21 protein-coding genes and 1 pseudogene are annotated in these 21,808 nt (G+C 74.0%); 9 read left to right on the top strand and 13 right to left on the bottom strand.

The annotated features are described in order from the left end of the window. Positions 1-51 precede the first annotated feature (51 nt). The 3 genes from ACZ7H1_RS28505 to ACZ7H1_RS28495 are packed head-to-tail and all read right to left on the bottom strand — an operon-like array spanning position 52 to position 3,010. Positions 52-1,392, bottom strand: coding sequence for a bifunctional RNase H/acid phosphatase (locus ACZ7H1_RS28505; RefSeq protein WP_470790657.1), 1,341 nt, complete (start codon positions 1,390-1,392; stop codon positions 52-54). Next, positions 1,392-2,135 carry a zinc ribbon domain-containing protein gene (locus ACZ7H1_RS28500; RefSeq protein WP_470790719.1) on the bottom strand — a complete coding sequence of 248 codons (744 nt, stop codon included), beginning with the start codon at positions 2,133-2,135 and terminating at the stop codon, positions 1,392-1,394. The genes ACZ7H1_RS28505 and ACZ7H1_RS28500 overlap by 1 nt, the downstream gene beginning before the upstream one ends. Next, positions 2,132-3,010 (bottom strand): Nif3-like dinuclear metal center hexameric protein, encoded by an 879-nt coding sequence (locus ACZ7H1_RS28495; protein WP_470790656.1) that lies wholly within the window; start codon positions 3,008-3,010, stop codon positions 2,132-2,134. The genes ACZ7H1_RS28500 and ACZ7H1_RS28495 overlap by 4 nt, the downstream gene beginning before the upstream one ends. Positions 3,011-3,053: 43 nt before the next feature. On the opposite strand from ACZ7H1_RS28495, the gene ACZ7H1_RS28490 reads away from it, so the two are divergent. Together ACZ7H1_RS28490 and ACZ7H1_RS28485 are read left to right on the top strand one after the other, a co-directional pair. Next, complete coding sequence (locus ACZ7H1_RS28490; protein ID WP_470790655.1) at positions 3,054-3,257, top strand: hypothetical protein; 204 nt, start codon at positions 3,054-3,056, stop codon at positions 3,255-3,257. A 216-nt stretch (positions 3,258-3,473) separates the two neighbouring features. Then, positions 3,474-4,604, top strand: a complete 1,131-nt coding sequence (locus ACZ7H1_RS28485) for a hypothetical protein (protein ID WP_470790654.1) — start codon at positions 3,474-3,476, stop codon at positions 4,602-4,604. 396 nt (positions 4,605-5,000) lie between these two features. Here ACZ7H1_RS28485 and ACZ7H1_RS28480 read toward each other — a convergent pair whose 3' ends face one another. Genes ACZ7H1_RS28480 through ACZ7H1_RS28470 form a run of 3 tightly spaced genes read right to left on the bottom strand, consistent with a single transcriptional unit; the run spans position 5,001 to position 7,919 of the window. Beyond that, on the bottom strand, positions 5,001-5,951 hold the full coding sequence (locus tag ACZ7H1_RS28480) for a 3-oxoacyl-ACP reductase (protein WP_470790653.1): 951 nt from the start codon (positions 5,949-5,951) through the stop codon (positions 5,001-5,003). Positions 5,952-5,965: 14 nt separating this feature from the next. Continuing rightward, complete coding sequence (locus ACZ7H1_RS28475) at positions 5,966-7,042, bottom strand: Zn-dependent alcohol dehydrogenase (protein ID WP_470790652.1); 1,077 nt, start codon at positions 7,040-7,042, stop codon at positions 5,966-5,968. 22 nt (positions 7,043-7,064) lie between these two features. Then, positions 7,065-7,919 carry a MaoC/PaaZ C-terminal domain-containing protein gene (locus ACZ7H1_RS28470; RefSeq protein ID WP_470790651.1) on the bottom strand — a complete coding sequence of 285 codons (855 nt, stop codon included), beginning with the start codon at positions 7,917-7,919 and terminating at the stop codon, positions 7,065-7,067. A gap of 267 nt (positions 7,920-8,186) precedes the next feature. On the opposite strand from ACZ7H1_RS28470, the gene ACZ7H1_RS28465 reads away from it, so the two are divergent. Next, on the top strand, positions 8,187-8,582 hold the full coding sequence (locus ACZ7H1_RS28465) for a response regulator (RefSeq protein ID WP_470790718.1): 396 nt from the start codon (positions 8,187-8,189) through the stop codon (positions 8,580-8,582). Here ACZ7H1_RS28465 and ACZ7H1_RS28460 read toward each other — a convergent pair. From ACZ7H1_RS28460 to ACZ7H1_RS28435, 6 genes are all read right to left on the bottom strand, one after another. Then, entirely contained in the window at positions 8,567-9,778 is a 1,212-nt protein-coding gene (locus ACZ7H1_RS28460; RefSeq protein WP_470790650.1) for a lipid-transfer protein, read from the bottom strand. The genes ACZ7H1_RS28465 and ACZ7H1_RS28460 overlap by 16 nt on opposite strands. Positions 9,779-9,787: 9 nt before the next feature. Next, a complete protein-coding gene (locus ACZ7H1_RS28455; protein WP_470790649.1) occupies positions 9,788-11,938 on the bottom strand; it encodes an acyl-CoA dehydrogenase in 2,151 nt (716 codons plus the stop codon). A gap of 104 nt (positions 11,939-12,042) precedes the next feature. After that, positions 12,043-13,641 carry a serine/threonine-protein kinase gene (locus tag ACZ7H1_RS28450; RefSeq protein ID WP_470790648.1) on the bottom strand — a complete coding sequence of 533 codons (1,599 nt, stop codon included), beginning with the start codon at positions 13,639-13,641 and terminating at the stop codon, positions 12,043-12,045. An 18-nt stretch (positions 13,642-13,659) separates the two neighbouring features. Next, positions 13,660-15,231: a serine/threonine-protein kinase gene (locus tag ACZ7H1_RS28445; protein WP_470790647.1), complete on the bottom strand. Its 1,572-nt coding sequence runs from the start codon at positions 15,229-15,231 to the stop codon at positions 13,660-13,662. Positions 15,232-15,245: 14 nt separating this feature from the next. Then, positions 15,246-15,434 carry a DUF397 domain-containing protein gene (locus tag ACZ7H1_RS28440; protein ID WP_470790646.1) on the bottom strand — a complete coding sequence of 63 codons (189 nt, stop codon included), beginning with the start codon at positions 15,432-15,434 and terminating at the stop codon, positions 15,246-15,248. Further along, positions 15,394-16,242 (bottom strand): helix-turn-helix domain-containing protein, encoded by an 849-nt coding sequence (locus ACZ7H1_RS28435; RefSeq protein WP_470790645.1) that lies wholly within the window; start codon positions 16,240-16,242, stop codon positions 15,394-15,396. The genes ACZ7H1_RS28440 and ACZ7H1_RS28435 overlap by 41 nt, the downstream gene beginning before the upstream one ends. A 162-nt stretch (positions 16,243-16,404) precedes the next feature. Between ACZ7H1_RS28435 and ACZ7H1_RS28430 the strand changes: the two genes are divergently transcribed. The 5 genes from ACZ7H1_RS28430 (at position 16,405) to ACZ7H1_RS28410 (ending at position 20,807) form a co-directional block, all read left to right on the top strand. Next, the gene (locus ACZ7H1_RS28430) at positions 16,405-17,055 is read left to right on the top strand and encodes a class I SAM-dependent methyltransferase (RefSeq protein ID WP_470790644.1); all 651 of its coding nucleotides are present in this window, start codon (positions 16,405-16,407) and stop codon (positions 17,053-17,055) included. Positions 17,056-17,118: 63 nt separating this feature from the next. Beyond that, positions 17,119-18,126, top strand: a complete 1,008-nt coding sequence (locus tag ACZ7H1_RS28425; RefSeq protein WP_470790643.1) for an N-acetylmuramoyl-L-alanine amidase — start codon at positions 17,119-17,121, stop codon at positions 18,124-18,126. A gap of 131 nt (positions 18,127-18,257) precedes the next feature. Beyond that, the gene (locus tag ACZ7H1_RS28420; RefSeq protein WP_470790642.1) at positions 18,258-19,124 is read left to right on the top strand and encodes a hypothetical protein; all 867 of its coding nucleotides are present in this window, start codon (positions 18,258-18,260) and stop codon (positions 19,122-19,124) included. Between the two features lie 131 nt (positions 19,125-19,255). Beyond that, on the top strand, positions 19,256-20,266 hold the full coding sequence (locus tag ACZ7H1_RS28415) for an LLM class F420-dependent oxidoreductase (RefSeq protein ID WP_470790641.1): 1,011 nt from the start codon (positions 19,256-19,258) through the stop codon (positions 20,264-20,266). 46 nt (positions 20,267-20,312) lie between these two features. Beyond that, positions 20,313-20,807 (top strand): hypothetical protein, encoded by a 495-nt coding sequence (locus ACZ7H1_RS28410; protein WP_470790640.1) that lies wholly within the window; start codon positions 20,313-20,315, stop codon positions 20,805-20,807. Here the strand turns inward: ACZ7H1_RS28410 and ACZ7H1_RS28405 are convergent. Further along, positions 20,734-21,291 carry a hypothetical protein gene (locus ACZ7H1_RS28405; protein ID WP_470790639.1) on the bottom strand — a complete coding sequence of 186 codons (558 nt, stop codon included), beginning with the start codon at positions 21,289-21,291 and terminating at the stop codon, positions 20,734-20,736. The two genes, ACZ7H1_RS28410 and ACZ7H1_RS28405, sit on opposite strands and share 74 nt — an antisense overlap. A 144-nt stretch (positions 21,292-21,435) precedes the next feature. Here ACZ7H1_RS28405 and ACZ7H1_RS28400 point away from each other — a divergent pair. After that, a pseudogene (locus ACZ7H1_RS28400) lies at positions 21,436-21,714 on the top strand (hypothetical protein); the annotation flags it as partial. Between the last annotated feature and the right edge of the window lie 94 nt (positions 21,715-21,808).

Here is a 21,808-nt window from a genome sequence, read left to right as displayed (position 1 = left end):
CTCAGGTGCGGGCCCTTCGGCGTATCCGGTACGTCCCTCCCCGGCGCTCGCTCAGCGCAGGTGGGCCGTGTCGTTCAGCAGGCGCACCGAGGCGTTGCCGTCGGCGTAGTACGCCACCGCCGACAGCGAGGCCGCCGACAGCTCCATCCGGAACAGCGACTCCGGCGGGGCCCCGAGGGCCAGCCGGACCAGCGTCTTTACCGGGGTGACGTGCGTGACCAGCAGGACCGTACGGCCCTGGTGCTCGGCGAGCAGCCGGTCCCGGGCCGCCGCGACGCGCCGCGCGACCGAGGCGAAGCTCTCGCCGCCGCCGGTCGGGGCCGCCTTGGGCGAGGCGAGCCAGGCGTCCAGGTCGGCCGGGAAGCGCTCCTTGACCTCCGCGAAGGTCAGGCCCTCCCAGGCGCCGAAGTCCGTCTCCCGCAGGCCCTCGTCGACCGTCACCGGCAGCCCGAGGCGGTCGGCGACCGCCTGCGCGGTCTGGCGGCAGCGGCGCAGCGGCGACGAGACGACCGTCTGGATCGTGCCGCGGGCGGCCAGCGCCTTGGCGACGGCGTCGGCCTGGCGCAGGCCGGCCTCGGACAGCTCGGGGTCGCTCCCGCCGCTGCCGGAGAACCGCTTCTCGGGGGTGAGGGCGGTCTCGCCGTGCCGCAGCAGGACGAAGGTCGCCGGCGTGCCGAGGTCCGGGCCGGACCAGCCGGCCGAGGGCGCCGCGGTGAGCGTGGCGGTCGCGGAGGGCGCCGGCTGCCGGTCCGGCTCGTGCGCCGCGTCGGGCTCGTCGGCGAAGAGGGTGTCCTCGGCGTGCGCCCCGCGGGCCGCGGTGCCGCGGGCGCCGGCCAGGGCGGCCCGGGCGGCCGCCGCGCCGGCGGCGGCGTCGCCCACCGGCCCGGCCGGGGGCGGCGTCGCGAGCGAGCGGGCCGCGCTCGTGTCCAGGGCCGCGGACGAGGACGAGGGCTCCCACTGCTTGCCGCGCTTGCCCGCGTCCATGGCTTCGTTCGCGAGCCGGTCCGCGTGCTTGTTCTTCTCCCGCGGGATCCACTCGTACGTCACCTGCGAGGCGGGCAGGATCCGCGCGGCGGCGGCCGCGAGCGGCTTCATGTCCGGGTGCTTGATCTTCCAGCGGCCCGACATCTGCTCGACGACCAGCTTGGAGTCCATCCGCACCAGCACGGTGGCGTCCGCGTCCAGCTCGGCGACGGCCGTCAGACCCGCGATGAGGCCCTTGTACTCGGCGACGTTGTTCGTCGCGACGCCGATGTACTCCGCCCGCTCGGCCAGGGGCTCGCCCGTCGCCGGGTCGAGCACCACCGCGCCGTAGCCCGCGGGCCCCGGGTTGCCCCGGGATCCGCCGTCGGCTTCCACGACGAAGCGGACGTCATGGCCGGAACGCCCCATCAGATGCCCGAGTCGGCCGTACGAACCAGGATGCGGCCGCAGTTCTCGTGGCGCACGACCTTGTCCCGGGCGGCCGCCTTGACCTCGTTCACCTCGGCGATGTCCAGCTCGATCTGGCAGCCCAGGCAGCGGCGCTGGTACAGCTTGGCCGCACCGACGCCGCCCTGCTTCACGCGGATCTTCTCGTACAGCGCGATCAGGTCGGCCGGGATGGAGCCGACGACGATCTCGCGGTCCTTGGAGAGCTTCGCGACCTCGGTGTCGATCTCGGCGGTGGCCGCGTCGCGGCGGGCGGTCGCGTCGTCCGTCTTCGACTGGATCGCGGAGACCCGCTCGGTGAGCTCGGCGACGCGCTCCTGCGCGGACTCGCGGCGCTCCATGACCTCCAGGACCACGTCCTCCAGGTCGCCCTGGCGCTTGGCAAGCGAGGTGAGCTCGCGCTGGAGGTTCTCCAGGTCCTTCGGCGAGCTGACCGCGCCGGAGTCCAGGCGCTGCTGGTCGCGGACGGCGCGCTGGCGCACCTGGTCCACGTCCTGCTCGGCCTTGGTCTGCTCGCGCTGGGTGTCGCTCTCCTCGGTCTGCGCGGCGACCAGCAGGTCGCGCAGCTGGGTGAGGTCCTTGGTCAGGGAGTCGAGCTCGGCGTGCTCGGGCAGCGACTTGCGCTTGTGGGCGAGCTGCGACAGCCGGACGTCCAGGGCCTGGACGTCGAGAAGTCGGATCTGGTCGGCGGGCTCGGCGTTCAGTTGGGGGCTCCTGAGATAGATGAAGGGGGAGTCGAGGGAAAAGGGGACACGTCGGACGGCGCGTGCGCCGTCCAGGGGTCGGTGACCGTACGCGAGACGTGGGTGCGCAGACCCCAGCCGTGGCGCTCGGACACGGCGTCGAGCTGCGCGGCGGCCTGCTCGCACCAGGGCCACTCGGTGGCCCAGTGGGCGGCGTCGAGCAGGGCGAGCGGGCTGGTCTCACGGGCCTCGGAGGCCGGGTGGTGGCGCAGGTCGGCGGTGAGGAAGGCGTCCACGCCGGCCGCGCGGACCTGCGCGAACAGGCTGTCGCCCGACCCGCCGCTGACGGCGACGGTGCGGATCAGCGCGTCGGGGTCCCCGGCCACGCGGATGCCCTGCGCGGTGCGGGGCAGCCGGGCGGCGGCCCGGGCCGCGAACTCGCGCAGCGTCTCGGGGTGGTCGAGGGCGCAGATCCGGCCGAGGCCGCGACGCCCGGCGGGGTCGCTCGCGTCGGGCACGAGCGGACCGGTGATCCGCAGGTCGAGGGCGCCGGCGAGGGCGTCGGAGACGCCGGGGTCGGCGGTGTCGGCGTTGGTGTGCGCGACGTGCAGCGCGATGTCGTTCTTGATCAGGGTGTGGACGACCCGCCCCTTGAACGTGTCGGCCGCGACCGTGGTCGTGCCGCGCAGGTAGAGGGGGTGGTGGGTGACCACCAGGTCCGCGCCGATCCTGACCGCCTCGTCGGCGATCTCCGGCACGGGGTCCACGGCGAAGAGGACCCGCGACACCTCGGCGTCGGGGTCTCCGCAGACGGTTCCGACGGCGTCCCACTGCTCGGCCCGCTCGGGGGGCCAGAGAGCGTCGAGCGCGGCGATGACTTCAGACAGACGGGGCACGGGGGCAAGGCTACCGTCCGTGGCGCCGTCGGCCTGTCCCGGCATGGTCGGCGCAACGGGCACGGGCGCTGCCCGCCCCCGCCGTTCCCGCCCCGTGGCCGTGTACGACTGCAACAGCGTCGAGCGGGACGGCGTACCGCCGGTGAACGACCCCCTCAACCTCCGCGGCCGGTACACGCTGGGCGACCGGCACGAGCTGACCCGGCAGACGCTCGAGCGGCTGGCCTCCGGTGCCGCCCAGGTCTGATCGCCGGCCGGGGGTCCGGGCCTGATCGCCGGTCCGGCGCGGGCCTGACCGCCGCTGCCGCGCGGGGCCGGCGGGCCTCATCGGCCGCCGCAGCACACTCGCCTCCCCACTCACAGGCGAATCGCCCGGTGGCCACCCTTATGTGTGAAGCGGGTGGGGTCGTGTTGTTCGGCAGGAAGTGCGAAAACTAGCTTCCTCACCGGAGGTGACGCACAGATGACTGCCTGTGCCATCGAAGCCACTCCGGCCGCCCCGGCCGCCGGCCCGGCTGGTGCCGCGGCCGTCGCCACACCGGCGGCCGCGCTCACGATCGCCGCGGACGGCTCGTACGCCGCGCGGCTGGCCGGAGACGGCGAGGCCCGCTATCCGGAGCGCTGGACGCTCGACGGGCCCGAGCCGTACGCCGTCCCGCTCCCGCTCGGGCAGCCCGAGGAGGCCGACAGCGAGGTGCTGGCGCTGCCCGACGGGCGGGTACTGATCCACCGCCGGGTGGCGGACCGCCATGCGTTCGCGCTGCTGTACCCGACCGGGGGCCCCGCGGCCGGACCGCGTACCGGCGAACTGCCACTGGGGGGCGTACCGGCGGACGGCGTATCCCGGCTTGCCCTGCTGCCGCCGGTGCCCGACGGGCACGGGGCGTACGCGCTGGCCGTGGGCGAGCACGACACGGCGGTGTGGCGGGTGGCCGGCGGCGGTGGCGGGCCGCAGCGGCTGGCGGTCGTGCCGGGGCGCTGTTCCGGCGGGGTGTGGCTGGACCGGGCGGGCCGGATGCTGGCGCTCGACCGCGAGCTGGACGGCCGCACCAAGGCCGTCGCCGTGGACCTGGGCCGGGACGGCGAGGTCACGCCGCTGCTCCAGATCGCCGAGGACAGCAACGACCGGCTGCTGCTGGCCGATCCGGACAGCGGACTGCTGCTGATCCGCTCGGACGCGCCGGGTGCGGACCGGCTGGGGTGGGGGGTGCTGGGGAGCACCCGGCCGGTGCGCTTCCCCGAGTGCCTGCGGGCGGAGGGGGCCGTTGCGGCGCCTTTCGCCGTGCAGCCGGGCCAGATGCTGATGCCGGAGAGCTGCGCGGTGGCGCTGCGGCTCTCGGGCGGCGAGTTGGGGCTGTGGCGGCCCGCGGACCGGCACCTGTTCCGGCTCCGGCCCCCGGCGGGCTGGCTGGGGTCGGGGCTGTGGTCGCGCGAGGGCGTGCTGAGGCTGCCGTACGCGACCCCGGACGTGCCGTGCGCCGTGGTGCACCTGACGGTTCCCCAGGCCCCGCCGGACATCAGGGTGGTGCCTCCGGCGGCGCCCGCCGCACCCCGGCCGGTCCCGCTCCAGCAGGCTCCGCTCACCGGTCGCTGAGCGCACACCGGCCGTCACGGGAATGCACCCCCGGCACTCCTGACGGGCCGTCGTATGTGATGAGATGACGGTGGGGGACGGCCGGGGCAAAGGGGGCCCTGGCCGGTGGAAAGCGATATGGAGTGAAGTTCCCACATGTCTGACGCAAGAACCGAGACGACCGGGGCACCGACGGCTGGGGGCCGTCACCGCGGCGGAGCCGCAACGGCCGAGGAGACGTCGGCCCCGGCACAGGGTCGGCACCGCCGGACCTCCGGGGCCGCGGAGGACCAGGCGGCCTGAGGGCCGGGGACCTCCGCGGAACCCGCACTGACGGGGTGCACGCGCAGCGGGCCCGGGACTGGATCCCGGGCCCGCTGCGCGTTCCCCTCCGCCCCTGCGGAGCGACGGGCGCCGTCAGGCCGCCCCGTCGTGCTTGAGGCCCAGCACCTCCGCGGCCGCGAAGGTTTCGTTCGCGGGCCGTGCCGCGTAGTGCGGGCTCAGCAGCTCGTCCAGTTCCTCGAAGGAGAAGGCCTCCTTCGAGGTGTCGAACTTCGCGGCGACCTTCGGCCGGTCCATGACCACGACGATCCCGCCGTGCACCACGAACAGCTGCCCGTTCGCCTTCGCCGACGCCGGCGAGGCGAGGTAGCCGACGAGCGGCGCGACGTGCTCGGGCGCCAGCGGGTCGAGCTTGCCCACCTCCGGGAGCTGGAAACCCGCGAAGACGTCCTCCGTCATGCGGGTGCGCGCCCGCGGGCAGACGGCGTTGGCCGTGACGCCGTACTTCGCCAGGGCCAGGGCGGTCGAAGTCGTCAGGCCCACGATCCCGCCCTTCGCCGCCGCGTAGTTGGGCTGGCCGGCCGAGCCGCCGAGGAAGGCCTCCGAGGAGGTGTTGACGATCCGCCCGTAGACCGGGCCGCCCGCCGCCTTCGAGCGTTCGCGCCAGTGCGCGGCCGCGAAGCGGGTGGTGTTGAAGTGGCCCTTGAGGTGGACCCGGATCACCGAGTCCCACTCCTCCTCCGACATGGAGAAGACCATCCGGTCGCGCAGGATGCCGGCGTTGTTGACGAGGACGTCCAGCTTCCCGAAGCTGTCCACCGCAAGCTCGACCAGCTCGCGCGCCTGGTCGAAGTCGGCCACGTCGCCCAGGTGTGCCACGGCCCGGCCGCCCGCCGCGCGGATCTCGGCGGCCACCTCCTCGGCGGGTGCGGCCGAGGCCTCGCCGGAGCCGTCGCGGCCGGGCTGGCCGAAGTCGTTGACGACGACGCTCGCGCCGAGCCGCGCGAGCTCGATCGCCTCGGCGCGCCCGAGCCCGCGGCCCGCGCCCGTCACGACGGCGGACAGTCCTTCAAGTGGCAGTGCCATGAAGTGGGGTCCTCTCAGAGTTCGATACAGGTGCGCAGCGCGACGCCGGTCCGCATCTGGTCGAGGGCGTCGTTGATCTCGCCGAGCTGCACCCGGTGGGTGATCAGGCCGGCCAGGTCGACGCGGCCCGCCCGCCACAGCGCGATGGTGCGTTCGTAGGAGCGCAGCACGTCACCGCCGCCGTACAGGGACGGCAGGATCCGCTTCTCGTCGAAGAACAGCGAGAACATGTCGATCTGGAAGTTGTCGTCGAGCGCGCCCGCGCCGACCACGCACACGGTGCCGCCGCGCCGGGTCATGTCGTAGGCGGTCCGGGCGGTCGCGGACTTGCCGACCACCTCGAAGACGTAGTCGAAGCCCTCGTTGGCGGTGATGCGGGCCTTGGCGTCGGCGAAGGCCTCCGGGGAGACGGCCTCGGTGGCGCCGAACCGCAGCGCCGCCTCGCGCCGGGATTCCACCGGGTCCACCGCGATGATCTGCGCGGCGCCCTGCACCTTGGCGCCCTGGATCACGGAGATGCCGACACCGCCGCAGCCGATCACCGCGACCGAGGAGCCCGCCGTCACCTTCGCGGTGTTGACGGCCGCGCCGAGGCCGGTGGTGACGCCGCAGCCGATCAGCGCGGCGATCTCGTACGGCAGGTCGTCGGGGATCGGCACGGCGCAGCCCGCCGCGACCACCATCTCCTCGGCGAAGGTGCCGGTGCCGGCGAAGCCGAAGACGTCGCCGCCGGGCCGCTTGAAGTTGGGTACGCCGGCGTTGCCGAGGCCGGCCAGGCACAGGTGGCCCTGGCCGCGCTTGCAGGAGGGGCACTGGCCGCACGGCGGCAGCCAGCAGACCAGGACCCGGTCGCCGGGCTGGAGGCCGGTCACGCCGTCGCCGACGTCGACGACCTCGCCGGCGCCCTCGTGTCCGGGGACGAAGGGGGCGGGCTGCGGGAGCACGCCGTTCATCGCGGAGAGGTCGGAGTGGCACAGTCCGGTGGCCCGGATGCGTATCTTCACCCGGCCGGGGCCGAAGCCCACCGCCTCGATGTCGTCGACGACCTCGAGCTTGTCCTGTCCGATCTCGCTCTGCAGTGCTGCGCGCACGGTGCGGCTCCTTGTGTCGGGGTTACGCGTGATCGACCACGGTGTCGGCGAGTACCGGCGCGTCGTCCCTGTCCGCGGCGGTCACCGACACCCGGACGCGGCCGGGCTCCTGCCACATCCGGATGCGCAGCGTCTCGCCGGGGAAGACGGTCCCGGCGAAGCGCGTGCTGTACGAGCGGACGCGGGAGACGTCCCCGTCGAGGACGGTGTCCACCACGGCCTTGAGGGTCATGCCGTACGAGCACAGGCCGTGCAGGATCGGCCTGTCGAAGCCGGCCGTCTTGGCGAACTCCGGATCGGCGTGGAGCGGGTTCCAGTCGCCGGAGAGCCGGTAGAGCAGGGCCTGCTCCTCGCGGATGGTCCGCTCGACGGTCCGGTCGGGGTCCCGCCCGGGGTCTTCGGCGCGTACGGACGGCCCGCGCTCCCCGCCGAAGCCGCCCTCTCCGCGGACGAAGATCTGGGCGTCGCTGGTCCACAGCGGGCCGTCCTCGTCGGCGACCTCGGAGCGCAGCACGATCACGGCGGCCTTGCCCTTGTCCCAGATCGCGGCGACCTTGGAGCTGCTGGTGGCGCGGCCCTTGACGGGGATGGGGCGGTGCAGCTCGATGGTGTGGCCGCCGTGCAGGACGGCCGCGAGGTCGACGTCGATGCCCGGTGCGCCGAGCCCGCCGAGCATGGCCATCCCGGCGCCCGCGACGGTGGCGAAGCTGGGCAGGACGTGGAGCTTCGACTCCAGGGTGTAGCGCAGCTCGTCCGGGTCGGTCGCGGGGATGCCCGCCCCGAGGCCGAGGTGGTACAGCTGGATGTCCTTGTGGTCCCAGCCGATCTCGCTCCGGCGGGGTTCGGCGGCGAGCGCCCTGGCGGCATCGATCGGCATGAGGATGCTGCTCCTTGGATCTGAGAGCTGGAAGACCTCGGTGCGACCGTCCGCACCGTCGGCCGCACCGAGGTCGCTTCGGACCGGCTTCGCGTTCCGCTTCCGTCCCTGACGGGTTCTAGAACGCGTTCTAGCGCCGGTGAGCCCTATGTATAACGCACCCCCCATCGCTTGTGAAGACTCCTGACGCCATGTCAGGTGTGGTGTCGCCCAGGCGTGTTCCCGGTGGTTCCGCCGTCCGGGCCCTACCCTTGCCGGGTGGACGAAATGCCCCGGAATCACCGCACCGCCAGATCCCTGCGGGTCCTGCTGGCAGGCCCGGACGGCGGCCTGGCCGTCCTCCTCGGCCTCCAGTACGACATGGAGGTGGTGGCCCAGGTGGGCCCCGGGGGCGACCTGCTCGCAACGGCCATGACCACCCGCCCGGAGGTGGCCCTCGTCGACGACCCGTCCGCCGTCGAAGCCCTCACGGCGGAGGTCCCGGAGTGCCGCGTGCTCGTGCTCACCGGCTCGGCCCACCCCGGCCTGCTCCGGTCCGTCCTGGCCGCGGGCGGGGCGGGCCTGCTGCTGCGCGACGTACCGGTGGACGACCTCGCCGCCTCGATCCGCCGCGCGGTCATGGGGGAAACGGTCGTGGACGCCGCGCTTCAGGACCGGGAGTAGGCCGGCGTCTGCCGGCGCAGCAGGGTGACCACCGCCGCGCCGCCCAGGCCGATGTTGTGGGCCAGGCCCGTGCGGGCGGACGGGACCTGGCGGGGGCCCGCCTCGCCGCGCAGCTGCCACACCAGCTCGGCCGCCTGGGCCAGGCCGGTGGCGCCCAGCGGGTGGCCTTTGGAGATCAGTCCGCCCGAGGGGTTGACCACCCAGCGGCCGCCGTACGTCGTTGCGCCCGACTCGACGAGCTTTCCCGAGCCGCCGTCCGCGCACATGCCCAGCGCCTCGTACGTCAGGAGCTCGTTGACCGAGAAGCAGTCGTGCAGCTCGATCACGTCGACGTCCTCGATGCCGAGTCCGGAGCGTTCGTAGACCGTGCGGGCCGCCGCCGCGGTCATGGGCTTGCCGACCACGTCGATGCACGAGCCGGAGGCGAAGGACTCCCCGGTGTCCGTGGTCATGGCCTGCGCGACGATCTCGACGGCCTTGTCGTGCAGCCCGTGCTCGACCACGAACCGCTCGGACACCACCAGCGCCGCCGCCGCGCCGTCCGAGGTCGGCGAGCACTGCAGTTTCGTCAGCGGGCGGTGGATCTCCTTCGCCGCCAGGATCTCCTCGACGGTGTAGACGTCCTGGAACTGCGCGTTCGGGTTGTCCGCCGAGTGCCGGTGGTTCTTCTCCCCCACCGCGGCGAGCTGCGCGGCCGTGGTGCCGTACCGCTCCATGTGCTCGCGGGCGGCGTTCCCGAAGATCTGCGCGGTCGGCGGGGACATCTCGAAGCCGTGGCCGGCCGCCATGATCCCGTAGTGCCGGGCGACCGGGGACGTCTTGAAGTCTCCGCCGTCGGCTCCGCCGCCCAGCGCGCCCCGCTTCATCTTCTCGAAGCCGACCGCGAGCACGCAGTCGCCGATGCCGCCCTCGACGAACTGCCGGGCCATCATCAGCGCCGTCGAGCCCGTCGCGCAGTTGTTGTTGACGTTGTAGACCGGCACCCCGGTCAGGCCCAGTTCGTACGCGGCCCGCTGCCCGGCCGTGGAGGCCTGGAAGCAGTACCCGACCGGGACCTGCTCCACCCGCTCGTACCCGATGCCCGCGTCGGCCAGGGCGGCTTCGCCGGCCTCCTTGACCATGTCCCAGTACTGCCAGTCCCTCGACTCCGGCTTCTCGAACTTCGTCATGCCGACGCCCACGATGTACGACTTCATGTCCGACTCCTAGTCCCTGGGAAGGCCGAGGATCCGCTCGGCGACGACGTTCAGCTGGACCTGGGTGGTGCCCCCGGCGATGGTCAGGCAGCGCGACATGAGCATCCCGTGCACGGCCCGCTCCCCCGCCCCCTCACACACCGCACCCGCCGGGCCGAGCAGTTCGAGGGCCAGCTCGGCGGTCCGCTGCTGGTGCGGGGTCTGGACGAGCTTGCGGACGGAAGCGCCCGCGCCCGGCTCCACGCCGGACACCTGCCGGAGGGTGGTCCGCAGTCCGATGCAGGCGAGCGCGTGCGCCTCGGCGGCGAGCGCCCCGATACGCGCCCGGTACGCCCCGTCGAGCTCGCCGGACCGGGCGATCAGGGCCTCCAGGCCGGTGTCGAAGGCCATCTGGTCGGCCATGTGGACGCGTTCGTTTCCGAGCGTGTTGCGCGCGACCTGCCAGCCGCCCGTCGCCTCGCCGACCAGGGCGTCCGCCGGGAGCAGGACGTCGTCGAAGAAGACCTCGTTGAAGAGGGCCTCGCCGGTGATCTCCTTGAGCGGCCGTACGTCGATGCCCGGCGTGTTCTTCATGTCGACGACGAAGTACCCGAGCCCCTTGTGCCGCGGCGCGTCGGGGTCGGTGCGCGCGAGCAGGATGCCGAAGTCCGCGGTGTGCGCGGAACTCGTCCACACCTTCTGTCCGTTGACCTTCCAGCCGCCGTCCGCCGTGCGCTCCGCCCTGGTCCGCAGCGAGGCCAGGTCCGAGCCCGCCCCCGGCTCGGAGAAGAGCTGGCACCAGGCCAGCTCGCCGCGCAGGGTGGGCAGGAGGTACCGCTCGCGCTGCTCGGCGGTCCCGTAGGCGAGCAGCGAGGGCACGACCCAGGTGGCGATGCCGAGGTCGGCGATCCTGACGCCGGCCGCCTTCAGCTCCTGCTGGACGACGAGCTGCTCGACGGGACCGGCGCCGATCCCGTACGGCGGCGGGAGGTGCGGGGCCGCGTAGCCGGTGGGGGCCAGTACGCGGCGGGCGGCCAGGGGATCGAGCCCGCGGGCGTCCTCGATGACCTCGCGGGCCCGCGCCCGGTGTGCCTCGGCCGCCTCGGGCAGTTCCATCCGCAGCTCGCGCCGGGCGCCCGCGGCGGCCAGCCGGACCGCCCGGGTGCGGTGGCCGTCGCCGGCGCCGAGGAGCTGCCGGGCCACCAGCGCCCTGCGCAGGAAGACGTGCGCGTCGTGCTCCCAGGTGAAGCCGATGCCGCCGAGGACCTGGATGCAGTCCTTGGCGCAGGAGTACGCCGCGTCGAGGGCCGTTCCGGCGGCGAGGGCGGCGACGAGCGAGCGCACCTCGGGCGCCGCGTCGGCGGCCCGTACGGCGTCCCAGGCCAGCGCGCGGGCCTGTTCGAGGCGTACGAGCATGTCGGCGCACAGGTGCTTGATCCCCTGGAACTGCCCGATGGGCCGCCCGAACTGCTCGCGCACCTTCGCGTAGGAGGCGGCCGTGTCCAGGGCCCAGGCGGCAGTCCCGCAGGCGTCGGCGGCGAAGACGGCGGCGGCGAGGTCGCGCACGAGCGGCGCGTCCACCGCGAGCAGCCGGCCGGCGGGCACCTCGGTGCCGTCGGCCCGCACTTCGGCGGTGGGCCGGGTGGGGTCGGCGCTGTCGTGCGTACGGATGTCGAGGGCGGCGGCGTCCACGGCGAACCACAGCGTGCCGTGGGCGGCTTCCGCGGCGAGCAGGACGAGGTCGGCCTCGCCGGCGCCGAGCACCGGCGGGGCGGTGCCGTCGAGCAGGTGCCCGCCGCCTTCGACGGCCACGGCCGTCAGCGTCCCGGCGCCGAGCGCCACGGCCCCGATGCGGCTGCCGTCGGCGAGGGCGGCCGCGAAGACGGACTGCCCGGCCCGCTCCAGCAGTGCGGAGGCCAGTGCGCTGCCCAGGAACGGGCCGGGCAGCGCGGCGTACGCGGCCTGCTCGACCACCACGGCGAGGTCGAGCAGGGTGCCGCCGTCGAGGTGCGGCGCGAGCAGCCCCTGTGCCGCGAGCCCGTCCCAGTACGCGGGTCTGCCCCGCAGGCCCGGCGGCGCGTCGAGGAGTTTGCGGACCTCCTCGGGCGGCACGGCCCGCCCCGCCCAGCCGCGCACGGCGTCGGCCAACTCCCGCTGCTCTTGCGTGATTCCGATGCCCATGCGCGGCAGAGTAGAACACGTTCCAATCTGACGGAAGGTCAGATGACGGGTCGGATGAACGAGTTCTCACGCCGTCCGGCAGGGCGCGGCGGCAGCGACGGCGGTCAGTTCGGCAGGGAGCCGATCGCACCCCGGGCGAGCCCCAGGGCCTCGCGCCGGCACGTGTCTTCCGGGTGCTGGTACCCGTCGAGGACGATCCACACGGTCAGGTTGGCTTCCCGTACGCCCAGCCGGCAGTTCTCGCCCCCCGCGCGGTCGCCCCAGACCGTCTCGTCGGCGATCCCGACGGGGTCGGGCTCGGCTCCGTGCGTCTTGACCGACGCGGCGAACTCCTTGCGCGCGAGGTCTTCGCCCTTCGCGAGGGCGGGCGGTACGTCGCTGCGGTAGAGCGTCCAGTCCACGGAGGCGTGCCAGATGCCGTCCCCCTCCGCGGACCAGTAGCAGGCCGTCTCGGCGTACGTCGGCTTGTCGGTGTGAAAGTCGCTCTGCTCCCGGCGGTCCTGCCGGGGCAGCAGCATGTCGCCGGCCATCTCCTCGCAGGTGAGCATGTTGACGTACTCGTCGGGCCCGGCGGCGCCGGCCTCGCCCCGGCCGGGCCAGAAGGCGAAGACGGCCACGCCGATCAGGGCCAGCGCGGACACCACCGCGAGCGCGATGCGGTCCCTGCGGCGCTGCGCGGCGGGGTCGGGGGCCGCCACGACGGTGGCGACCGCGGTCACGTCCCGCCGGGGCACCGCGTCCGCCACCGCCGGCCCCCCGCGGGCCCCGGGCAGGTCGAGCACGGTCCGCTCCGGGGCGCCCAGCACCCGGTCCACCTCGGCCTGCTGCGCCGCGATCCTCGCGTGCACGGCTTCCGGCCAGGGCCCGAGCCCGTCGGTCGCGCCCGGCGCCACCGCCCCGACCAGCTCCAGGATCCGCTGCGGGGTGGGCCGGGCGGCCGGGTCCTTCGCGAGGCACGCCTCCACCACCGGCCGCAGCCCTGCCGGCACGGCCGTCAGATCCGGCTCGGCGTGCACCAGGTCGTACAAGGTCTGCAGGGCGCTGCCCGCCGCGAACGGGCTGCGCCCGGTGGCGGCCAGCACCAGTACCGAGCCGAGCGAGAACACGTCGCTGGCCGCGGTCAGTTCCTTCCCCTCGGCCTGTTCGGGCGACATGAAGGCGGGCGAGCCGACGACCACCCCGCTCTGCGTCAGCTCGGTGGCGTCCCCGCCGGCCCCCTCCGCCGCCCGTGCGATGCCGAAGTCGATGACGCGCACGCCGTCCCCGGTCAGGAGGACGTTGTCGGGCTTGAGGTCCCGGTGCACCAGCCCGGCCCGGTGGATCTCCACGAGCGCCGTCGCCAGCCCCGCGGCGAGGCGGCGTACGGACTCCTCCGGCAGCGGGCCGGTGTCGTCGACCACCGCGCCGAGCGCGGGACCGGAGACGAACACCGAGGCGAGCCAGGGGGTTTCGGCTTCCGTGTCGGCGGCGGTCACGGCTGCCGTGAAGGCGCCGGAGACCTTCCGGGAGGCCGCCACCTCGCGCCGGAAGCGCGCCCGGAACTCCTGGTCGGCGGCGTACCGGGCGTGCACGTGCTTGACCGCGACCAGCCGCCCGTCGGGCCCGGCCCCCAGCAGCACCCGGCCCATCCCGCCCCGCCCGATCTCCGCGAGCAGCCGGTACGGCCCGACCGAGACCGGGTCGGTCAGTCTGAGCTTCTCCATCGGTGCCTCAACGCCCCCTCACACCTTGGGGATCGCCCGCACGGCGGACCGGACGAAGAACTTCGCCAGCCCCTCGCAGCGGCCCCCCGCCGGATAGCGGGGCCCCTTCACCTCGACGGACACCCGAAGGTTCGCATCCCGTACCGACAGGCGGCAGTTGACGTCCTCGCCGGGGCTGGGGTTCTCCCAGAAACCCTCCTCCGCCGACGGCGGATCGGGCTCGTTCCGGGTCCCTCCGCGGCTGCGGACCTCCCCGTACTCGCGCTCCGCCTGCTCGGTGCCGGTTCCCTCGCCGCTGCCGGTGGCGTAGACGTACCAGTCGACGGTGGCGGTTCCATCGCTGTTCGCCCACGCGCAGCGGAAGGTGCCGGCCCCGGAGCCGTCGTCCGCAGGGGTGCCCTCCGGGGTGGCGGAACCGAACCCGCGGGGGACCTGGAAGTCCTCGATGTCCGCGCAGCGGGTGGCGGTCGCCGCGTACCGGTCGGGCACGTCCTTCAGCCCGATCGCCTCCAGCAGGTCCACCGTCCGGTCCACCGCGTACGGCCATCCGACGGTCGGCCCCAGCATGCCCAGCGCGAGCGCCACCGCCGCCGCCCCGATCAGCCGTCGGCGCCGCAGGGACCGGGGCGGGAGGGGCTGGGGCGGGAGGGGCTGGGGCGGGCCGCCGTCCACGGCGGTGACGGCCGTCGTCGCGGGGGCCGGGAGCCGCGCCGCCAGGGCCTCCGCCTCGGCCCGCTGGGCCGCGGTCAGCGCCGCCACCGCCCCCGGCCACGGCCGGGCCGTCGGCTCCAGCACTCCGACCGCGGCCAGCAGTTCCTGCGGGGTCGGCCGCGCGGCCGGGTCCTTGGCCAGACAGCGCTCGACGATCCCGAGCAGGGAGGCCGGTACGCCGGAGAGGTCCGGCTCGGCGTGCACGATCTCGTACAGCAGCCGCGGTACGGACTCGGCGGCGAAGGGCGGCCGCCCGGTGGCGGCCGTGACGAGCGTGGACCCGAGGGCGAAGACGTCGGCCGCCGCGGTGACCTGGCCCCCGCCCACCTGCTCGGGCGCCATGTACGAGGGCGAGCCGATGAGCGACCCGGTGTGCGTGATCCGGGTGCCGCCCTCGACCGCGCGGGCGATGCCGAAGTCGATGACGCGGACCCCGTCCTCGGCGAGCAGGACGTTCGAGGGCTTGAGGTCGCGGTGGACCAGCCCGGCCGCGTGGATGTCGGCGAGCGCGGTCGCGAGTCCGGCGGCGAGCCGCCGTACCGCCTGCTCGGGCAGCGGCCCGCCCTCGTCCAGGGCGCCGCTCAGCGTGGGCCCCGGCACGAACACGGAGGCCAGCCAGGGCGTGGCGGCCTCCGGATCGGCGTCCACGACCGGCGCGGTGCACGCGCCGGAGACCGTACGGGAGGCCGCGACCTCCCGCCGGAACCGGGCCCGGAAGCCGGGCTCGTCGGCGAACTCCGCGTGGATCTGCTTGACGGCGACCAGCCGGCCGTCCGGCCCGGCCCCGAGCAGCACGCGTCCCATGCCGCCCTGCCCGAGCTCGGCGAACAGCCGGTAGGGCCCGGCCGCCTCCGTACGTTCCCCCGTGAGGTGCTGCATCCCCCCGCCGCGCCTCAGAGACCGCGTATGAATGCGGTGAACGCCTCCGCGGTGACGGTGAAAGCGGGCCCGTCGGGGTTCTTGGAGTCCCGGACGGCGACCGTGTGGGGCTGGGCGGCGACCTCTACGCAGTTGCCGCCCGTATCGCCGCTGTACGAGGACTTACGCCATGTCGCGCCCGTCAGGTTCCGGCTGCTGCCCATAACGCTCCTCCATTACCAGGGCGATTCGCGCCGCCGATTCCTCAACGGAGAGCGCGGCGGCTTGCAGATGATCGTATCGGAGCCAACCCTCCCTGAGAGCCTGCGGATTGGCCGTCATATGGCCCTGGATGAAGTCCTCCGTGTAGACAAGGTCGTGGTCATCGTCAAAGCGCAGCAGGTTGAACTCGCCCATCAGCCCGGCATGCGCGCCCGCTTCGAACGGCAGGATCTGCACCTGCACCCACTCCCGCATCCGCAGTTCCAGCAGATGCCCCAACTGGCGCCGCATGACATCCGCGCCGCCGACTTCCTGGTGCAGAACGGCCTCGCTCAGCACCGCCCAGATCAGTGGCGGGTTCTCGCGGTCGAGGATGCGCTGCCGCTCCATTCGGGCGGCCACCCGCGCATCGAGGTCCGTCTCCTTCCGTACGGCGAGCACCGCCCGCGCGTACTCCTCGGTCTGGAGCAGTCCGTACACCAACTGCGGCTGATACGTGGAGATGTAAGCCGCCCGCGCCTCCATCTCCGCGTACGCCTGGAACCACGTGGGCAACTGGCTCCGCAGGACCAGCCCCACCAGGCGGGAGAAGACCCCGCCGGTCCCCAGCGCCGCGTCGACCCGTTCGGAGAACTCCCGGGTCGGGACCCGGCGGGTCGTCTCGATCTGGCCGATCAGCGAGCCCGTACAGAAGACGATGGCGCCCAGCTCGGCCTGCTTGAGGCCCGCTTCCTCTCTGAGGCGGCGCAGCTCGGAGCCGTAGTAGTCCAGCGGCGAGGCACTGGGGTCGAGGTTGCGGATGCTGACCATGAGAGGGCCACCCCCAAGCGCACGGTCCGGAAAGGCCGTAGCCGAGCGTAGCCAGACGGGCACGGTCTGGTGGCCGGAATCCCGCAACTGACCCGCCGTAGTGGATTACCCGGCGGTAGGGCAGCATGAGGGCCCACGTCACACACGCCCCGGAGGCATCCCATGGCACCCACGGCCGCCCCCAAGCCGGAGATCCTCGCCGCGTTCGAGGCCGCCAAGGGCTTCATGCCGGTCCGTGAGGGCCTGGCGCTCTACGCGGCCGCCGCGGACGCGGCCGCGCTCGGGCTCCCGCTCCTGGAGGTCGGCACGTACTGCGGGCGCTCCACGATCCTGCTCGCCGACGCCGCCCGCGCGGCCGGGCTCGTCGCGATCACCGTGGACCACCACCGCGGCAGCGAGGAGCAGCAGCCGGGCTGGGAGTACCACGACCCGTCGGTGGTCGACCCGGAGGTCGGCCTGATGGACACCCTGCCGACCTTCCGGCGCACGCTCCACAAGGCCGGTCTGGAGGACCACGTCCTCGCGGTCGTCGGGCGGTCCCCGCAGGCCGCCGCGGCCTGGGGCGGCGCGCTCGGCTTCCTCTTCATCGACGGCGGGCACACGGACGAGCACGCGACCGCCGACTACGAGGGCTGGGTCCCCCACCTGGCGGAGGGCGGCACGCTGGTGATCCACGACGTGTTCCCCGACCCGGCGGACGGCGGCCAGGCCCCGTACCGGATCTACTGCCGGGCCCTGGAGTCGGGCGCCTTCACCGAGATCTCGGTCACGGACTCGCTGCGCGTCCTGCGCCGTACGGGTCCCGGCCTCTGAGCACACCCGGACGCCCGGCCCGATAGACCGCCGGAGGCGGGCGAGACCGCTTAGCATCGCGACGTGCCGTACGACGACAGCCCCCCGCCCCCGGAGTCCTCCGCCTCGATCGCCCCCGGCCGGAGCCGGTTCCCGCGCCGGTCCACGCTCGCCGTCGCGGTCGCCGCGCTCGCGCCCGTGTGCCTGGCCGGCTGGCTGCTGACGGAGGTGCTGACCGACGCCGGGGCGGACGGGAAGAAGCCCTCGGTCCTGCCGCTGCCCGTCTCCTCCGCCCAGCCGGGGGCGACGGACGCCAAGGCGAGTGCCTCGCCGCCGGCGAGCACGAAGCCCGCGCCGAGCGCCACCGCCGCCGCCACCTCGGCCCCGCCCGCCGCGTCCGCGCCGGCGCCCGCCTCCGGGCCGCTCGCCGGCCGCACGATCGTGGTCGACCCCGGACACAACCCGGGCAACTTCCAGCACTCCCGCGAGATCAACCAGAAGGTCGACATCGGCACCGGCCTCAAGGAGTGCGACACCACCGGCACCACCACGAACTCCGGCTACAAGGAAGCGGACTTCACCCTCGACGTCGCGCGGAAGCTGCGGGCGACGCTGGAACAGCAGGGCGCCCGGGTGGTGTTCACCCACGAGGCGGAGCGCCCGTTCGGCCCGTGCATCAACGAGCGCGCCCGGATCGGCAACGAGGCCGCGGCCGACGCCGTCGTCTCGATCCACGCCGACGGATCCTCAGCGGGCAACCGCGGCTTCCACGTGATCCTCCCCGCCGCGGTCAAGGGCGGCGCCGCGGACACCGCGGCGATCGTCGGCCCCTCCCGCGAGCTCGGCGAACGCATCGCGGGCAACTTCGTACGGACCACCGGACTCGCGCCCTCCAACTACGTCGGCGGCGGTACCGGACTCGTCGTGCGCAACGATCTCGGAGGACTGAACCTCTCGACCCGGCCCAAGGTGTTCATCGAATGCGGCAACATGCGTGACGCCAAGGACGCGGCGCTGCTGACGAGTCCGCAGTGGCGGCAGAAGGCGGCTCAGGGCATCGCGGACGGCATCGTCGGCTTCCTCGGCGGGTAGTCCTGGTCGCGGGGCCCGGCGCACCCGGGCCGCTCGGGCGCGGGAGGCATCCGTACCATGGTGCCGCCCGCCTGCTCTTGACTGCGACCGCGGCACCACGAGACGACCGAGACCGAGAAGGACACCCAAAAGTGAACATCCGCTCCCTCACTCGAGGCGACGGCGTGGTGATCGGAGCAGCGGTGCTGCTGTTCATCGCCTCGTTCCTCAATTTCTTCACCGCGGACTGCAACGGGATCGACGCGTGTGAGGACAGCCTCCCGAACGCCTGGGACACGGACAAGATCTACCTCGTCCTGCCCACGGTGTTCCTGATCGGCCTGATCGGCGCCGGGCTCATCCTGGCGAGCCGTTTCCAGCCGGAGGGCCGCAAGCTCGGCCCGCTGTCCCTGGAGGGCTGGGGCGTCGCACTGGCCGTCGCCTCGTTCTGGTCCTCGCTGTGGTCCCTGATCCTCAGCCCGGAGGGCGCCGACCTCGGCGCCGGCGCGATCCTGGCGTTCCTCGCGACCCTCGCGCTGGCCGGTGTGGCCCTGCTCGGCTCCAAGGTCCCCGCGCTCAAGGGGGCGCTGCTGCCGGCGCCGAGCCCGCAGCCGGTGGCGCCGTTCGGCGGCCAGCCCGGTCAGCCGGGCCAGCCGGGCCAGCCGGGTGCGTACGGCTACCCGGGCCAGCAGCAGCCGTCGGGCGGGTACGGCTACCCGGGCCAGCAGCAGCCCTTCGGCGGTCAGCCGGACGCCGGCCAGCACGCCCCGCAGGCGCAGCCGCAGCCGCAGGCCGCCCAGCAGCAGGTCCCGGCCGACGACTTCACCGCGTTCTGGTTCGCCGTCCCGGTGGCCCGTGCGCTGTACGCGGAGGACGGCTCGGGCGCGCCGATCGCCGAACTGGCCCCCGGAACCTGGTACCTGGCCGTGGGCCAGCAGGGCCCCTCGGCGCTGGTGGCGCAGACGCAGGACGGCCGCCGCGGCATCCTGCAGGACACGTCGGACATCCAGCGCGGCTGAGCAGAGCCCGCAGCACGACAGGGTCACGGCCCCCCGCCCTTCCGGGCTGGGGGCCGTTGCCCTACAGTCCCCTGACTGACCGTCAGATGACGGCCCCGGCAGCAGCACGGCACCGAACCGGAGGGGACTTCATGCGCCTCGGACTCGCGCTCGGCTACTGGGGCCGCGGCCCCGACCCGGCCCACCTCGACCTCGCCGCCGAGGCCGAGAACCTCGGCTACGACTCCGTCTGGACCGCCGAGGCCTGGGGCTCGGACGCCTTCACCACCCTGACCTGGATCGCCGCGCACACCTCGCGGATCCGGCTCGGCACGGCCATCGCGCAGATGGCCGCCCGCACCCCCACCGCCACCGCGATGCAGGCACTGACCCTCGACCACCTCTCCGGCGGCCGGATGATGCTGGGCCTGGGCCTGTCCGGCCCGCAGGTGGTGGAGGGCTGGTACGGGCGGCCCTTCCCCTCGAGCCCGCTCACCGCGACCCGCGAGTACGTCGACGTGGTCCGCCAGGTGCTGCGCCGCGAGGGCCCGGTCGCACTGGACGGCCGCTTCCACAGCCACCCGTACGCCGGCGGGGACGGCACCGGTCTGGGCAAGCCCCTCAAGCCGATCACCCACCCGCTCCGTCCGGACCTGCCGGTCCTCCTGGGAGCCGAGGGCCCGAAGAACATCGCGCAGACCACCCGGATCGCCGACGGCTGGCTCCCGCTGTACTGGTCGCCGCTGCGCCCCGACGTCTACCAGGCGTCGCTGGCGGGGGTCCGCGAAGGGTTCGTGATCGCTCCGATGGCGCGGGCCAAGGTCTGCGACGACGTCGCCGAGGGCCTGCTCCCGGTCAAGGCCATGCTCGGCTTCTACATCGGCGGCATGGGCCACGCCGCCCGCAACTTCCACGCGGACCTGATGGGCCGGATGGGGTACGAGGACGAGGCCCGGCGGATCCAGGAGCTGTTCCTCGCGGGCCGCAGGGAGGAGGCCGTGCTCGCGGTCCCCGACGCGTTCGCGGACGAGATCTCCCTCGTCGGCCCGCGCGAGCGGATCGCCGAGCGGCTGGAGCTGTGGCGCAAGGGCCCGGTGACCGACCTCCTCGTCACCGCGCCGGACCCGCACACCCTCCGCGTCCTGGCCGAACTCAACTCCTGAGGCCCGGGAGCTCCGTACCCTCGAACCGACAGCGGGGGGAGCCGTGATGAGACCGAACCGACCGGGCGAGATCCTCAGGAGCGCGAATTCCCACGACCCCGACTCCCGGGCCTGGCTCGTGCGGGCCGCCTCCACGGGGGGCTGCGCGGGGTTCGTCCTGCTCTTCGTCTGGGGCAACGGCGCCGGGCCGGTCCTGATCCGCGTCCTGCTCGGCTGCACGGCCGCGGCCTGCGCGGTCCTCCTCGCGTACTGGGTGCGGGACGTCAGGTCCGTCGTCGGGATACGGGCGGTGGAGGCCGCCGCCCCGGGCACGGGGCCGCCGGTGTCGCTGCACCTGGAGACGGCCGGCGGCCGCACCTTCACGCACGCGCCGGAGGAGGTGACGAGGATCCATCGGACCGTCACCCTCTGGATGGACCACGCCGCGAGCCCGAGCCTGGGCCGCGGGCCCACCGTGCGGTGGGCGGTCAGCCGCCGAGCTGGGACGCGCTCGGGACCTTGTCCACGACCTCGGCGCCCGCGCTCGCGCCCGCCGTCTTGACATCGTTGATCATCTTTTCGAAGTTGCCGATGTCGGCGTCGCTCGCCTCGCCCTTGCGCAGCTTCGTCCCGAGGTGTTTGAGGGATTCGATGCCCGCCGTCAGCGGGGCCACGGCCCTCGAGAGCAGTTCGTCACCCTTGGCGTTGTTCACCGCGGCCTTGAGCCTGTTGTAGGTGAAGGCGCCCGCGAGGCCGGCCTTCACCAGCGCGAAGGTCCGGCCGTCCGCGCCCTGCTTGAACTTGCCCTCGCGGTACGGCTTGACGATCCACTGGTAGGTCGCCCCGGCCGCGAGCCCGGCGTTCGCCACGAACCGCGTCTTGGCGAACTTCTGCTGCTCCGCCGAGTTGGTCGGCGAGGCCCCGGCGTCGCCGCCCTCGTCGCCGCCGCAGCCCGTGGCGCCGGCCAGCAGGGCGCCGGACAGGAGCAGCGCGACCAGGGCGCGGCGCAACCGCGCGGGGAAACGGGCGGTACGGAAGGCGGGCACGGCAGACCTCCGGGAGTGCGTCTGTACTCCCCGCAGCCTCACCCGGGCCCGGACGCCCCGCCACCCGGCGCGGCCGTCCGTGTCGCCGGCGTCGTCCGTGCCGTCGGTGGGTTTCGCGGCCGCGGTCGCGGCAAGACGCGGGACATGCCTACACACCGCAGCAGAAGCAGTGCCGCGGCCCGTCTGGCGGTACTCCTCGCCGACGTGCTCGCCGGGATCATCGTCGTCTGGATCGTGATGTACCTGCTCGACGCGAACCGGGCGAACGACGTCGTCGAGTGGTTCCACGACGCGGCCACCTGGCTCGCGGGCTGGTCCCACGACCTGTTCACCTTCGACGACGAGTGGGCGCGGGTCGTCGCCGGGTACGGGCTGGCGGCCGTGGTGTACCTCGTAGCCGGGCACGCCCTGGCCCGCACCCTGGCGGGGGGGGGGGGGGGGGGGGGGGGGGGGGGGGGGGGGGGGGGGGGGGGGGGGGGGGGGGGGGGGGGGGGGGGGGGGGGGGGGGGGGGGGGGG

Source organism: Streptomyces sp. NPDC037401 (assembly GCF_055602345.1).
The sequence above is the reverse complement of the archived record's forward strand: the minus strand, read 5'-3'. Positions and strand labels throughout refer to the sequence as shown.